Annotated in this window: 15 protein-coding genes and 3 pseudogenes; 17 read left to right on the forward strand and 1 reads right to left on the reverse strand. The window is 33.9% G+C overall.

Translation table 11 applies throughout. The features are described 5' to 3' along the window. Positions 1–1297 precede the first annotated feature (1297 nt). The 8 genes and pseudogenes from IPJ80_03225 (at position 1298) to IPJ80_03260 (ending at position 6878) form a co-directional block, all read left to right on the forward strand. A pseudogene (locus tag IPJ80_03225) lies at positions 1298–2181 on the forward strand (helix-turn-helix domain-containing protein). Positions 2182–2261: 80 nt separating this feature from the next. Beyond that, positions 2262–2804, forward strand: a pseudogene (locus tag IPJ80_03230) (YceI family protein). Position 2805: 1 nt separating this feature from the next. Continuing rightward, positions 2806–3636, forward strand: a pseudogene (locus tag IPJ80_03235) (SDR family NAD(P)-dependent oxidoreductase). 175 nt (positions 3637–3811) lie between these two features. Continuing rightward, a complete protein-coding gene (locus IPJ80_03240) occupies positions 3812–4165 on the forward strand; it encodes a hypothetical protein (GenBank protein ID MBK7912493.1) in 354 nt (117 codons plus the stop codon). A 499-nt stretch (positions 4166–4664) separates the two neighbouring features. Then, positions 4665–4880: a helicase associated domain-containing protein gene (locus IPJ80_03245; protein ID MBK7912494.1), complete on the forward strand. Its 216-nt coding sequence runs from the start codon at positions 4665–4667 to the stop codon at positions 4878–4880. A gap of 19 nt (positions 4881–4899) precedes the next feature. Further along, on the forward strand, positions 4900–5385 hold the full coding sequence (locus IPJ80_03250; GenBank protein MBK7912495.1) for a helicase associated domain-containing protein: 486 nt from the start codon (positions 4900–4902) through the stop codon (positions 5383–5385). An 11-nt stretch (positions 5386–5396) separates the two neighbouring features. Next, on the forward strand, positions 5397–5894 hold the full coding sequence (locus tag IPJ80_03255) for a helicase associated domain-containing protein (protein ID MBK7912496.1): 498 nt from the start codon (positions 5397–5399) through the stop codon (positions 5892–5894). 222 nt (positions 5895–6116) lie between these two features. Beyond that, the gene (locus IPJ80_03260) at positions 6117–6878 is read left to right on the forward strand and encodes a class I SAM-dependent methyltransferase (protein MBK7912497.1); all 762 of its coding nucleotides are present in this window, start codon (positions 6117–6119) and stop codon (positions 6876–6878) included. 492 nt (positions 6879–7370) lie between these two features. Here the strand turns inward: IPJ80_03260 and IPJ80_03265 are convergent, their stop codons facing one another. Next, positions 7371–7715 carry a helix-turn-helix transcriptional regulator gene (locus IPJ80_03265; protein MBK7912498.1) on the reverse strand — a complete coding sequence of 115 codons (345 nt, stop codon included), beginning with the start codon at positions 7713–7715 and terminating at the stop codon, positions 7371–7373. 78 nt (positions 7716–7793) lie between these two features. On the opposite strand from IPJ80_03265, the gene IPJ80_03270 reads away from it, so the two are divergent. The 9 genes from IPJ80_03270 to IPJ80_03310 all read left to right on the forward strand — a co-directional run bounded on the left by IPJ80_03270 (position 7794) and on the right by IPJ80_03310 (position 13144). Next, the gene (locus IPJ80_03270; protein ID MBK7912499.1) at positions 7794–8081 is read left to right on the forward strand and encodes a ferredoxin family protein; all 288 of its coding nucleotides are present in this window, start codon (positions 7794–7796) and stop codon (positions 8079–8081) included. A 244-nt stretch (positions 8082–8325) separates the two neighbouring features. Then, positions 8326–8715 carry a phosphatase PAP2 family protein gene (locus IPJ80_03275; protein MBK7912500.1) on the forward strand — a complete coding sequence of 130 codons (390 nt, stop codon included), beginning with the start codon at positions 8326–8328 and terminating at the stop codon, positions 8713–8715. Then, on the forward strand, positions 8699–9409 hold the full coding sequence (locus IPJ80_03280; protein ID MBK7912501.1) for an NADP-dependent oxidoreductase: 711 nt from the start codon (positions 8699–8701) through the stop codon (positions 9407–9409). Before IPJ80_03275 ends, IPJ80_03280 begins: the two co-directional genes overlap by 17 nt. A 10-nt stretch (positions 9410–9419) precedes the next feature. Further along, a complete protein-coding gene (locus IPJ80_03285) occupies positions 9420–9680 on the forward strand; it encodes a hypothetical protein (GenBank protein MBK7912502.1) in 261 nt (86 codons plus the stop codon). A gap of 264 nt (positions 9681–9944) precedes the next feature. Continuing rightward, a complete protein-coding gene (locus IPJ80_03290) occupies positions 9945–10760 on the forward strand; it encodes a hypothetical protein (protein MBK7912503.1) in 816 nt (271 codons plus the stop codon). A gap of 197 nt (positions 10761–10957) precedes the next feature. Further along, the gene (locus tag IPJ80_03295) at positions 10958–11281 is read left to right on the forward strand and encodes a helix-turn-helix transcriptional regulator (protein ID MBK7912504.1); all 324 of its coding nucleotides are present in this window, start codon (positions 10958–10960) and stop codon (positions 11279–11281) included. 77 nt (positions 11282–11358) lie between these two features. Continuing rightward, the gene (locus tag IPJ80_03300) at positions 11359–11823 is read left to right on the forward strand and encodes a GyrI-like domain-containing protein (GenBank protein MBK7912505.1); all 465 of its coding nucleotides are present in this window, start codon (positions 11359–11361) and stop codon (positions 11821–11823) included. A 491-nt stretch (positions 11824–12314) separates the two neighbouring features. Then, the gene (locus IPJ80_03305) at positions 12315–12929 is read left to right on the forward strand and encodes a hypothetical protein (GenBank protein ID MBK7912506.1); all 615 of its coding nucleotides are present in this window, start codon (positions 12315–12317) and stop codon (positions 12927–12929) included. 62 nt (positions 12930–12991) lie between these two features. After that, a complete protein-coding gene (locus IPJ80_03310; protein MBK7912507.1) occupies positions 12992–13144 on the forward strand; it encodes a hypothetical protein in 153 nt (50 codons plus the stop codon). Positions 13145–13995 lie beyond the last annotated feature (851 nt).

Below are 13995 nucleotides of genomic sequence, written 5' to 3' on the forward strand. Positions count from 1 at the left end.
ACAGCTCCGTTATCTAAGCAGAAATCGGACTTGGATAGGATGAGACAACGATATGAATAATTATTTTACCGAAAATAAACTGGTTGGTATTTCAATAGGCATTATTAAAAGACGGGAAAATTTATTTGACAAAAGGTTATGGAACACGAGAAATTTGGCACATCAAAACCAATTGACAGTCTGACAAACTTTCTCAGCACTCAGTTGCAAAATTATTTACTGCAACTGCAATTATGCAGTATCTGGGCAAGGCCAAAATCGACATTACCCAAAAAACTTATCTACTACTTGCCTGAAGTTCAAAATGAAAGACAAGAGATATAAGAACACGCTTTCATTGAACACCTTTTGACTCACAGTTCTGGACTTCCTAGGACATAGAGTTAAAAAATCACCCAATAAGCAGTAGCTCCTTAAGAAAACTTGTTTTACAGTTTAAATAACCAGGTTCTGGATTTTAGCCGGGAACAAAATTCGATGGGGCAAAACCTATAGCAATGCCCTTATGATATATAGCCGTTACCTGGTGCAAAAATATCGGGGCAAACAATACGAGAGCTACATAAGAGATAACATTCCCCTTTTTTTTTAAAGTCAGAATATGCCAAACAGCTTCACTGACCACTTGAAAATTCCTACAGATAGAAGGAGCACCCCATATTTTAAAAAAGGGCAATGTTAAAGTTGGGGGGGTGTGTATACCTGAGAATGCTGAGCATTCGCCAAGCGGAAACCTGAATTCTTGTTCACTTGATCCATCCAATTGGATAATTCAAAATTTGAATATTTATAAAGATTCCACCTCCATTTATGGTATTATAAAGAGCAGCACACTAAATAATATCTGGACAACAAGATTTGTTGCACCACAAAATAAAAATGTGTCAATCGGACTTGGGTGGTGGATTACAAATTTCTCGAATCATTAGGGAAGTATTATTGGCGTTGGCGATAATCCAGGTTTCTCAATCTTGACTAATTTTTTCCAGAACACAACTTCGGAATAACTGTTCCGAGTAATCAAATGTAATCTGAGCAAATAGTGTGGAATAAAATTCCGTTTGACATTGTAAATTTATTCAAAGACGATTGGAAAAGATAACTTGGCGGGGAGTAGCACCCACCCAAAAGGCGGGGTTTCGTGTTCCAAAAGACAGTATGTTTGGTTAATCAAACATTGTTTTTCAAATCAAGTTTTGTGGTGAAATCCCCGCCCTTCGGGTAGCTGCAAAACGTTAGGCGTAATGCTATGAGCGACCGTACATAGAAAAAAAAAGAAAAATACGACCTTTGTCTAATGAAAGATTTGTTTCCATTCTACACCATCGGACATTTTATAAACGAACCGACAAAACCCTACTGAATTTGAGATTATGCGGTTTGATGAAATGGACGAACCCGAAGTGGACGACATTCACAAACATACTTTTTACGAAATTCTTGGACAGAAAAGGCATAAGTAAACAAACAATTGATTATAAAGAATATGAAGTTTTACCAAACAGTTTGTTTTTTATTTCACCCAACCAAGTTCATCAATTTGAAGAATGGAAACCACTCAAAGGCGGAACAATTCTATTTACAGAAGATTTCTTTTTGCTCAACCACAATAATAAAGACAAACTTTTTGAACTAAGTTTTTTGGACAACTTTTATGCAAATCCTTGTATTCAGTTGGACAAAATAAATTTTGTCGACATTAAACAAACCATTGACCTAATTGCCAACGAGCAAAAACGAGCCGATAAAAGCCAAACAATTACACAATCATTGCTTCATATTTTATTGGCACAAGTTCAGCGTTGCATTGACAAAGAAACAGACAAGACAGTTTCAAAAAGTATTTAATACTATTCAAACAATTCAAAAACCTTTTAGATAAGCATTTTGCCGAAAACAAAACGACTTCATATTTTGCTCAACAACTTCATATTACTGCACATCATTTAAACCTAATCACAAAAGAAGTTACTGGGAAAAACAGCAAGTGAAGTGATAAGGGCAAGAAGTATTTTAGAAGCAAAACGGTTATTAACTTTCACTGATAAGACAGTTTCAGAAATTGCTTTTGAACTCAATTATACCGATAGTTCTTACTTCGCCAAAACCTTTAAATCTGAAACAAACGTATCGCCAATGGAATTCAAAACTGAAATGTCCGAAAAGTACCGAACAAGGTAGGTTTCATCTTAACATCAAGGCTTTTCATCGCCTCATCTTTGCATTGTCAATATTGACATCACAATTTAATATTTTATACAATGCAAGAACAAGCAAAATGGGTTTTAGACCCAAGCCACACCAAAGTAGGTTTTAGTGTAAGACACTTTGGTATTTCTGAAACAGATGGTTTTTTCAGAAACTACACAGGAACAGTAAAAACAGAAAAGGAGGACTTTTCTGATTTACAAGTAAACGTAACTGTGCAAATTGACAGCATAGACACCAATGATGCTCAAAGAGATGCACACTTAAAAGCAGATGATTTTTTAACGCTGAAAAATTTCCAGAAATGACATTTGAAAGCACAACATTAGAAAAAACTGCTACTGCCAATGAGTACAAAATGCACGGCAATTTAACAATTCGTGACATCACAAAACCAGTCATTTTTGATTTAGAATATGCAGGTACTGTACCACAAGACCCATTTGGTAACACAAAAGCAGGTTTCTTTATTTCTGGCAGTATCAACCGACAAGATTTTGGACTTTTCCTTTAATGTTATGTTGGGTACAGGAAATTTAGCAGTTTCTGACAAAGTGAAAATTAATATTCCTGTTCAACTTTTAAAAGTAGCGTAAAATGAAAAATAAAATTTGGTTTATTACAGGAATATCAAGCGGTTTGGGTAAGGCACTTGCCCAAACTGTAATTGAAAATGGCGACTTTGTAATTGGTACTTTTCGCAACCAAACACAAGCAGACATTTTTAATAATCAGCACAAAGACGAAGCATTTGCTTTGACTTTGGACATTTCAAAACCGACTGAAATAGAAAAAAGTAGTTAAATTAGTTACGGACAAATTCGAAAAAATTGATGTGCTTGTAAACAATGCAGGTTTTGGTTTTGCTTGGTGCTATTGAAGAAACAAGTACAGCCGAAACAAGAGAAATTTTTAAGCAAACTTTTTGGAACATTGAAATTGACACAATCATTTTTACCAATGTTACGGCAACAGAAAAGTGGACATGTTATTCAAATTTCTTCTCACGGTGGTTTTAAAGCATTCCCAGGTTTTGGTATTTACAATGCAAGCAAATTCGCATTAGAAGGTTTTAGTGAAGCATTGGCAATTGAAGTTGCACCATTAGGTATAAAACTTACCATTGTAGAACCTGGACCTTTCAGAACAAATTTTGCAGGTAATTCATTCAGGCAAGCCAACAAAATTATTGAAGATTACAACTCAACAGCAGGAGCTTTTAGAGAACGAATGAAACAAGTTGATGGCAAACAAGAAGGCGACCCAATAAAAGCATCACATGCAATTATTGACATCACTAAACTTGACACACCACCATTGCGACTACCATTAGGAAAAATTGCAATTGTTTCATTGACAGCAAAGTTGGACAGCGTACAAAAAGACATCAACACATACAAAGACATTGCAGAAAGCGTTGTATATTAGCGGTGGACAAAAAGCACATACGCCTAACAGCGGTTTGGCAAAAGCAGGGCTGACGTGATAAATTGAACACTTGTACTTCTATCAACATTTGTGGTTTATTGAACATTTGTGCTTCTAATCCCTGCCTTCGCCAAGCCGCAAACCGTTATAGGGCATTTTAAAAGACGACACAACAATGAAATTTGAATTCCTCGGACACGGACTTTTTGACGAACACGACACGACCGTAGGAAACTATTTGCACAAATCTTTCCAAGACAAAAATTTTGACACATTTCAATGTTTCGTTGCATTTACAACTTTATCAGGACTATCAGTTTTTATTGACGAACTTGAAGCAGTAAAAGAACGGTATAAAAAAATCGAATTTTATTTAGGAGTTGACGACAAAGGAACTTCAAGAGAAGCGTTACTCGAACTTCTAAACAGAAATATTGACACATTCATTTATTACAATCCGACAAAGCGAACAAGGGCTATTTATCATCCAAAGCTTTACATTTTCGTGGGGACAAGGCGAACAGAGTAATTTTAGGCTCTTCTAATCTTACAAGACCAGGACTGTTTAACAACATTGAAGCATCAATGGCAATGGATTTTGTTTCAGGAAATTTTCAAGGAACAAAACTCTTGAAACAAATAGAAGAATACTTTGCTTCATTCTTTGGTAAAGACAATCATAACCTTCAAAAAATTAAATACTGCACTTATTAAGTATTTAACCGATAGAGAACTAATTCTCCCCGAAAAGAGAATTTTCAAGGACGAAGAAGAAAAGAAAAAACCAATGTTACTGACGAAGAAGGAAATGACCTTTTTACTGCAATTGAAGCACCTTATGTTGACCTCGAAGAACTTGAAAATGTTGATAGTGAAACCGAACAAAAGGAATATTTACCACGGACAATTGCTCTTACAGAACATTATTTTGCAATGTGGCCTGAGAACTTCCAAAAGTTCAAAGAGTTTAAATTAAAATACAATACAGTAATTGTTCCGAGAGACTTTGAAAATCCAACACTTTATGGATGGTATGTAAAGCAAAAGCTCTTTATAGAGAAGAGAGAATTCCCGAAGAACATTTAGAAAAGCTAATAGAAGTTGGATTTTCGTTTAGTGACGGACACCAAATTCGCTTTGATAAAATTTGGGAAGGATATTATCAAGAATTGAAAACGTATTTCATTGAAAACGGTCATTCTGATGTGCCAAGACGTAAAGACCGAAACGACCCTTTTTTATAGACTTTCCAACTTTGTCGCTATGCAGCGACATTTTAAGAAAAAGGGTGACCAACGAATGACCGATTACAGAATTAAGAAACTGGACGAAATTAAATTTAGTTGGGAAGTAGGTCCAAGAAATGCGGGTTTGACAGTAAAACACGATGACCAATGGTTAGAAACATTATCTCAATATTCCGACTTCAAGAAGAAATATAAAAGAGAACCAAAGCAGAAAAGAAATTCTGATGAATACAAACTTGGGAAGTGGAGAAATGACCAAGCAGTATATCGCAAACAAGGAATTTTATCACAAGACAGAATCGAGTTGTTAGAAGCTGAAGGAATAATCTGGGATTTGGATGAACACGATTTTAATCAAAAAATTCAAAGACTTTTAAAATATAAGGAAGAGTTTGGAAATTTTGATGTTCCATTAAGCTATGCGATTGATGGTGTTTCACTTGGACAATTTGTTTATAGTGTTAAAAACGAGGGACAAAACCAGAAAACAAAGAGAAGTTAGAAAGAATTGGAATGATGGGTGTTATTCTTCGCACCGAAGCACAAACGACTGGCAACAAAAGAAGCCATATAACAACTGAATGGCGACAAAATTTTGAAGAACTTAAAAAGCTCAAGGAAAACGGAGTAAATATTAACGAAATTAACCAAGACAATAAAGAGTATCCTAAAATTGGAAATTGGATTTTCAATCAACAAAAACGTTACAGACACAGCAAACTAAGTGATGAACAAGAAAGTCTATTGGAGCAATTAGGTTTAAGATTATCAAGAGAAGATACAAAAGAAGCACGTTGGAATATTTTTTATGAATTACTTTGTGACTATAAAAAGCAATATGGTGATTGCCGAGTTTCAAAGTCATTTGACAAAGAGTTAAATATTTGGGTAGGACTTCAAAGACGTGGCTATAAAAGAAACACATTAATACAAGAACGAATAGACAAGCTAAATGAAATACAATTTGAGTGGACAGTTGACACAACGACAAAGAAGAAAAACGCCCTATAACAGCACCTACAAGAAATTGGCGGTTCAGTGGTTAAATGAAGCTTTGTGCTTCGTATCAAGTTCAGTGGTGGCAGACAGTTTTCGTCTCCGAAATCGCCAACTTCTTGTAGCTGCAAACCGTTAGGCAACAGTGAAAAGAAACCTTCTGCAAACAATTATCGTTATTATAACACAAAAAGACATAATTAATATTTGAGCAAAATACTGATTGTTAAAAAATAAATGAACAAGGGACAGATTTCAAATTTACTAAGAGGACTTGGATTAATTTATTTTACTGATTGGCTGAGATATTATATTCAAAAATTTAAAAATCGCAAGATTAACAGGGATTTTAAATCAAAGAATCCTGATGTAAAACTTCCACCAGATTATTTGATTTATGAGTCATTCCAGATAAATTATCAGAAATATTACACAGAGAGCATTGAAACTGCTAAATGGTTGTCAGACCATTTCAAAAAACACATTGATTTAAAAGACACAAGGATACTGGATTGGGGTTGCGGCCCTGGTAGGATAATTCGACACTTACCAAATGTGATTGGTAATGGATGCGAATATTTTGGTACCGATTATAACAAAAAATCTATTGATTGGTGTTCAAAAAACTTGACTAATATTCAACTCAATAAAAACTCATTAAGAGCTCAATTACCCTATGATGATAATTTTGTAGATGTGATTTACGGCATCTCGATCCTTACTCACCTTTCAGAGCAACTACATTATGATTGGTACAATGAGTTATATCGGATTTTAAAACCAAATGGTATAATGTTTCTGACGACACAAGGAGATAATTTCAAGGTTAAATTGACTGTTTTGGAGTTGAATAAATATGAAAATAACCAATTGGTTGTTAGAGGAAAAGTAAAAGAAGGGCATAGAACTTATTCAGCATTTCATCCACAAGGATTTATGAGACAATTATTCAAAAATGTTGAGATTTTAGAACATATTGAGACAAAACCTGAAAAATGAAAATGGTTGCCACAAGATATTTGGATAATAAAGAAACAAAAATCACCGTTGCCTAACAGGCAGTACATGCTACACCGCTTCTGACTTTATTTTTATCCTTAATTTTTTCGATTGTTTAATAAATTTTTTTTACTTTTGGTTGACATCCCTTTGGCGGTGCAGCGTGTACTGCCAAAACGTTAGTACACATGATGCAATAGGGATTTAATAAATCATTTGGATTCAGTTCATATCGCTCTTACTTGGCTTTAAATCACAATTTGCTTCGGTAAGAAAATTAGAACTTAGAACGTTTCACTTGTAGGGACAGCATCACGGGACGATAACAGGCAGCACTCGCTACACCGCTTGCTACTTTATGTTTTTGCTTTTAATTTTTTGGATGTTTAATAAATATTTTTTACTTTTGGCTAGCAACCCTTTGGCTGTGCAGCGTGTACTGCCAAACCGTTAGCAGTAATGCAAAGAATGACTATCAAAAACGACAGAATATTACTTTGACGACTTCTTTAAATCCTTTAACCCCCAATCAGACATACTATCAATAATCGGCAACAATGTTTTTCCGTATTTCGAAATTTTGTACTCCACTCTTGGCGGAATTTCTGCATAAATAATTCTTTCCAGAATATTATCTTCTTCCATTTCACGAAGTTGGTTGACCAACATTTGCTTACTAATATCAGGTATTGCCTTTTGTAACATTGAAAAACGATTACAATCTTTTCGTATCAAATGAATAATAACAGGTTTCCATTTGCCACCTATTTTATTTAAACAATGTGTAACAGGACAATTGTTCGGATTAAATTCTTTTGTTTTTCTTTTATTTATCATTGGTCTATATTTTTAGACTATAACAATATATATAGACTACTATATATTTTTAGACAAAGGTATTAATTTTGTAACGAAATGGAAAGAAAAGAAAAATTTAAAGGCAAAGGTCCAGGCATACTTTTTCCAATTGTTGATTTCAATAAGTGCTCAGGTGCAGGTCCTTGCATTCCAGCCTGCCCGTTTGATGTGTTCGAACTAAAGTCAATAAACGAAACAGACAAAAAGGGTTTAAACTGGGTAGGAAAACTTAAAACAAAATTCAATAATAAAAAAGCTTATGTTGTTCAAGCAGACCTTTGTAATGCATGTGGATTATGTGTTATAGCTTGCCCTGAAAAAGCAATAAAATTAAAAGCAAGATGAAATTTCTTTTCCAACTAATCTTACTTTTTTTTGGAATAGTTGCATCTGGATTTCTTACGTGGGCGTGCATTATTTCCGGTATTGATTGGCAAATTGCGAAATTTTTTGAATCGAATTATATTTTCATATACGCTGCAATACCCGGAGTAATTGCAGGCATGATCGTACCTTTTGTAATTCTTGGATATTATTTTTTGAAGGGAAAAAGGATGGAAATAAAGTATATTCTGCTACAGCATTAAAATTGGGGCTTGGATTTTTTACCTCTTTTATCATTTCTACGATCTTGAAATCAGTAACGAATAGAACAGACATGGAGCCATTTGAATCTCTAGGAAATTATGATTTCAGCAATGGATTCAGATGGGGATTTCTTAATTCAAACAGTTTATGGGAATCTTTTTCCGAGGGATGGCCATCAGGGCATACTTTTATTGCTACCACGTTTCTCGTTATTCTTTGGCCAACTCTTCAAAAAGCACAAAAATTATATCACTCACTATATGTTCTCGTCATTATGCTCTCTGTTGTCACATCGTTTCATTGGTTTTCTGACATTGTTAGTGGAGTCATTCTTGGAATTATAATCGGTAAATATTTTCAAATAAATCAAAATTATGCAAGCAATTATTAGAACAAAAGCAGGTAAAGAATTTTCAACAATGAAAGTCCAAAACATAGAAAATTCTATGACTCAATCGGGGGAGTTAAAAGTAAAAATGGTAAGTAGCCGAATTAATCCTGTGGATATGGATTTAATGAAAGGTTTTCCTACGTTGAAGTACAGAAATCCACAAATTGGAGGTATTGATGGAGCAGGAATCGTTTTAGAAGTTGCGCCTAATGTAAAAGATTTTTCTGTTGGTGATAAGGTTATTTTTTACAGATTATTCAGTGACATTGGAACTTGGGCGGAAGAAATTAATATTCCTGCAAACGATTGTGCAAAAATTCCCAACAATATAGACGTTAAGGAAGCAGGAACAATTGCTTTACCTTTACTCACAGCTTATGATAGTATAACTCAATTAAACGCAAAGAAAGGCGAAAAGATCCTTATTCATGGAGTTGGCGGTGGCGTGGGATTTCAAGCATTGCAAGTAGCCAAACAAATGGGACTTTTTGTAATTGGCACAGGCAGTCAATCGGACAAAGCCGTTTTAGATAAAGCAGGACTTGACCAATTTATTGACTATAAAACACAAGACTTTTCGCAGGTTTTACGAACCAGAGAAGTTGATTATGTTTTTGACGTACTTGGTGAAGACATTCTTAAAAAATCAATTGCTTTACTGCCTAAAAAAAGTAGTTTCTGTAAAGTTTGTTGATACAGCAAACATGCACAAAGCGGGAGTTAACTTACCAGGTATTATGAAATGGTTAATGAAAATAATGATGGGTAAATACGTGAAACTCGCAAAGAAAAATAAGGTGGAACTCATTGGACAAGTTACCGGAGCAAATGGAAAAATGCTTCAAAATGCCTTAGACTCAATTAGCCAAAATTATATTCCAAGAGACTTTAAAACACTTTCTTTGCATGGCATTTCGACAAAAGGAATGACCAAAAATGATGTTGGGAAAGTAATCGTATTCTGATAAAATAAATAAGCACTACTGCCAACAGCGGTTTTGCGTCAGGCGGGGTTTAGTGCTTCGTTTGACGCTTTTGTGTATTTTTGAGTTTGGTTCTTCGTATCAAGTTCGGTGGTAAAAACCCGCCCGAACGCAAAGCCGCAAAACGTTACTGGCCATCTAAGAATGAAAACAAACATGACACTAATCTTCCATCGTCGCATTTGGTTAAAATTTGCTTTCGGCTTGAAGACTAAAATATTTGACAGTTTATAATTTCAAATTCACATGAAAATAATTCTGAAATCCATTTTAATCTTGTCGCTTTTATCTTGTGGAATAAAGAAAATAATAACTTCCAATTATTATGGAAATCCTTCCAAGGTTATTATTACAATTGATAACGTCAAGTACAAAGATAGTAACAGGATAGAAAAGCAGAAATTGGTTAATAGCATAGAGTACTTTAATAAACTTGATCAACTCATAAAAACAGAATTATTGAACGTAAAAAATGATTCAATCGAACGAATTATTTATTATAGTTACGATAAAAACGGAAACAAAATAAGCAAGATCAATTCTAAAAAAGGGGAAAACGACTTCATTGAATATTTTAAATATGATAAATTTGGGAATTTACTCCAACATCAAAAATCAACTTTGATTACTTTTTATACCTACAATACATCTGGTAAAGTTCAAAAAGTAAAATCACATTATCCAAGTGGTCATTTTTTTGAAGATGTTGAGTATATTTATGATGATAAAAAAAACAAAATTCAAATGACTTCATTTGATAGTATTGGCCAAATAAAATCTTCATCAAAATGGACTTATTACACCAATGGTTCCGTAAAAGAACATCAATCATATAATTCAATGGGTGAATTAAAATGGTTTACCAAATCATTAAAATATGATGAAATGCTAAACAGAACTTCTTGGGAAAACTACAATATCATTAATAAAGATACAATTCTAAAAGATAGATACTCTGAATCTAGGATTTATGATTCCTTCAAAAATATTGTCTTAGACACTGTATTTCATAATGGCTTACCAATAACGATCGGTACTTTTAAATATATTTATAACAATTAAATCATACAACCAAATTCGCAAATAAATCTGACGGCCAGTAACACTAGCTTGACACAATGCCGCCGGAATGACTATATTTGCTTTCATGTTTACGTTTTGGCTGCACTGCGTCAAGCAAAATCCGTTAGTGGCAATTTTACACGACAACTCACGAACAAGAAATGCAGGAAGAATATATTAAACGAATAAACAAAGTCTTGACATACATAGACGAAAATTTGGACAAAGATTTGTCATTACAGACAATTTCAAATATTGCCTACTATTCGCAATTTCACCTTCATAGACTATTTAAAGCAATTACAAACGAGACACTAAACGCATATATAATTAGAAAACGAATAGAACGAAGTGCAATGATGCTAATCCACAATATGGAATATAGTATAGCTGAAATTGGAGACAGATATGGCTTTAAAAACGACTCTACATTTTCTAGAACATTTAAAAAATATACGGACAAAGTCCAACTGAATTTCGCAAATCAAACTTGGGTAATTTTAGCAAGATTGGTAAAGTGAATAGCAATAATGGTAAAGTGAATTTTATAACCGAGGAATACCTTTGCAACATTATTAATCTAAAAAATTGGATAAAAATGAATGCCAAAATTGAAATTACCGAAATGCCAAAAATGAATTTGGCTTATGTTACACAAATTGGGGTAAACGGAATTGACAATGCTTTTCAGCAAATTCTAAAATGGGCAACACCAAAAGGAATACTAGCTGCAAAGGACACAAATGTCTGTAGAGTTTTTCACGACAGTTTTAAAGTAACAGATGCCGACAAAGTAAGAATGAGTATTGGAATTCTAACAAATCAAGAACTGACAGTTGATAACGAAATAGGACTGACAACAATTGAAAAAGGGAAAAATATTGTTGGGCATTTTATAATTGAGCTAAAAGAATTTGAAAAATCTTGGGACAGTTTATTCATTTGGATGAACGAAAATGGATACAAAAAAGCGGACAGGTATCCATTTGAAATTTATCATAACAACTTTAATGAACACCCTGAAAGAAAATGTATTGTAGACCTTTGTATCCCAATTGAGTAAACTAGAGGAAAAAACTGCCACTAACAGCAAATAAACGTAAGCGATCGGACTCGGTCATCTCTCGGGCTGAATAGCGGTCGCTTCGCGAAATTTAATTTGCCCTCGCTAATAAACATTTGTATCTTTAAATAACCTTTTGTGGGTATAGACACAGGAAGCTTCGAAAGCCCGCCTACGTCTATTTGCAAAACGTTAGAGCTCATGATGAATGAGGTTTTAAAGAAAGATTTGATTTATGATTAATATCACCTTTGCTTGGCTTTTAATTTACAATTGCAACGGATCTCATTTTGCATATAAAACTTTTCACTTGTAGGGACGTCATCACGCGACTCTAACAGGCAGCACAAGCTACACCGCTATCAACTGGGTGTTTTACTCATAAATTTTTTCGGAGTTTTAGAAAATATTTTCTACTTTTGGTTACAATCCTTTTGGCGGTGCAGCGTGTACTGCCAAAACGTTAGCGGTAATTTTAAAAGACGACAAAAATGAGAACAATAATATTGACGATACTGTTCATTACTACATCCTTGCAAGAGAGTTTTTCTCAACAAGTAATATTCAGACAACCCTCTTCTTATGTTTTAGGTTTTATAGGAAATGACTCCATTTCTCTCTCTTCCGTTAACTATAAATCGTTTCGCATCTATTTTCGGGACAGTTCTTACACTTCAAATCATCTTATTGAAATTGAACAAGAATTGGACGTAACGCATAGCAAAATATTATCCGTGCTAAATATCGATTCTTACAACAATGGAATTTACTTATTGGCAGTTGACAGTAAAGAGGAGATGCAGAAAGTAATGGGTTACAAAATAAAAGGTGGAGCTGCTAAGGGACACGACCTGGTTTTCTTTGTTTACAACCAAAATATCCGCCCCCAATTTAAACACGAAATATTTCACCTGATTTCATACGAAACCTGGGGTTTGACAAATTATCGCTTATTGGACGAAGGCGGAGCAACATATACCGACGATTATTGCTTTTATGACAATCCTATGTATTCCATCAATGCATATTATCTTCAACAAAGAAAACTATTCCCACTTGACAGTTTAGTTAACAGCTTCGACAGCCAAGCAAAAAAAGTGATGTAATTGCATATATTCAAAGTGCTGGAATTTTCAAATACCTTTATGAGAAATACGGAGTTGAAAAAATGAAACTACTTTGGACTGGTGGATTTGAGCAATTCAATTCAATTTATGGATTCTCAATCGGACAATTGGAAACAGAGTGGCTTAATTTCATCAAAACTATTCCTATACCAAAAGACTTTGACATTAATAAATTGAAAGAAGGTTGTGGATAGAAAAACTACCGCTAACAGCACATTTGCAATAGGCGGGGTTCAGTGCTCCGCAGACACATTTGTGGTTACGGAAAGTTCAGTTCTTCGCATCAACACTTGTGCTGAAAAGCCAGCCCATCGCAAATCTGCAAAACGTTAGTGGCGACCCGAGATTGATTACATAAATGGCTATCTTAACTTGTCATGATGCATCTCCGTATTTGGCTAAAATCCGCTTGCGGCCTCCAGACCAAAAAGCGATTTAATTTTTTAATAATAAAAATTTATCTTTTTAATCAATTAAGTTATGAGGCTTCTTACTACTTCATTAAAATTAATCGTCATAACGTTCCTTTTCATAATTTTAAAAATCATTTTACAGTTTTTCTGGGGCACAATTTTTGAAAGTTCACCATATCCATATAACTCGTTAAGTATATTTAATATAAATAATTTTTTTCATGATGGTTTCTCCTTTTCAAACATAATCCTTATTGTTTTTTATGAATTCGTTCTTTTTTTTTGTGCATATTACATATGGGTTTTTATACTTTTGTTTTTCATTACCACTAAAATGAAAAGAAACTCAATCGTAATTCATATATTATATTTATTGTGCGTATATTTTATCGCATGCTTTATATTTAATGAACAGAAAATAGAATTTATTGGAATAGTTACGACAATGATTCTATCAATATTTAACTGGTCTTTATTCAATAGACTTCTATTTTATCAATCAGAGAAAAGGATGAAGACTGATGAAAACAATTAAAATTCCATTCGCTAGAAAATATATTAAACTCATTAAGGCAAATAGGGCCGCCACTAACAAAAGCTTGACACAATGCCGCCCAGAATCATTATATTTG

The organism is Saprospiraceae bacterium, from assembly GCA_016714025.1.
In the GTDB taxonomy this organism is placed as follows: domain Bacteria; phylum Bacteroidota; class Bacteroidia; order Chitinophagales; family Saprospiraceae; genus Vicinibacter.